We start from the raw sequence: 1,190 nt of genomic DNA on the forward strand, positions 1-1,190 counted from the left end.
TGGATACACCGTTCGCCGTTGTGCCACCCATTTCACTCATATTGTGCCAAAAATTCACACGCCATTGTGCCGTGAGCTGAATCTATCTCACTTGCCGTTGTGCCACTTTTCAAAATTGTCTTATTTTACTTCTTCACTAACCCGAAGAAGCTATGGCAGGACAACGTATAGAGATTATGGATATTCGACAGCTCATTCAATTCAAGACCCAAAATTATTCCAACAGGAAGATCGCTAAAACACTTGACATTCATCGTAATACAGTAAATACTTATGTTAAGGATTTAGAAGGAGTTCCTTATACTTATCAAGCACTTTTAAAGCTATCTGACCAAGAATTATCCTCACTTTTCACTCCATTAAATGAGAAGCAGTTTGACCGTTACAGTCACCTGATGGAACAAATGCCGAGTCTCAGAAATAAGATGAAACTAGTAGGAGCCACGCTTGAAAATGTTTGGAAGGATTACCTTCACGACAATCCTAAGGGATATAAATATACTCAGTTTACCAAGCATTACCGTAACTGGTGTAAACAGCAGAAGGTTAGCCTGAAACTTGACCATAAGTCAGGAGAACAAATGTTTGTGGACTTTACAGGAAAACACCTTCAAGTTATAAATCCAAATACAGGAGAAGTGGAGGAGATAGAAGTGTTTGTTGCCATTCTCCCCAGCAGTCAATATACTTTTATGACCGCAGTCCGCTCACAGAAACAAGAAGACTTTTTTGACGCTCTTAATCAAGCCTTACGCTTCTTTGGAGGGGTGCCTAAAGCCATTGTCACGGATAATCTAAAAGCGGCTGTAGCGAAGATTACAAAAGGACATACCTATGTGACTAAAGCAATGAAATTATTTGCTTCGCATTATAACTGTTCAGCTTTCCCTACAAGACCCTACTCTCCTCAGGACAAAGCATTGGTAGAAGGAGCTGTGAAACTATGTTATCAACGTATATTTTATCCTTTACAAAAGCAGCAGTTCTTTTCATTATCATCCCTTAACTCAGTGATCAGAAATTTACTTTCTAACTACAATAAAATTCAATTTTCTCATCGCAATACATCACGTCTGCAAGAGTTTTTAGACTATGAAAAAAAGTCGCTTACCCCTCTTCCCATTTCCTCTTTTGAAATGTACGAATTTTCAAGAGCTAAAGTCCAAAAAATGGGTTATGCTTTCTTAGGT

General features: G+C 38.5%; 1 protein-coding gene. It reads left to right on the forward strand.

What is annotated here, in order from left to right:
* Positions 1 to 152: 152 nt before the first annotated feature.
* On the forward strand, positions 153 to 1,190 hold a 1,038-nt coding region (gene istA / locus HHU12_RS33975), incomplete at its 3' end, for an IS21 family transposase (protein ID WP_169661157.1).

Origin of the sequence: Flammeovirga aprica JL-4, from assembly GCF_012844305.1 — a bacterium.
Classification (GTDB): Bacteria; Bacteroidota; Bacteroidia; order Cytophagales; family Flammeovirgaceae; genus Flammeovirga; species Flammeovirga aprica.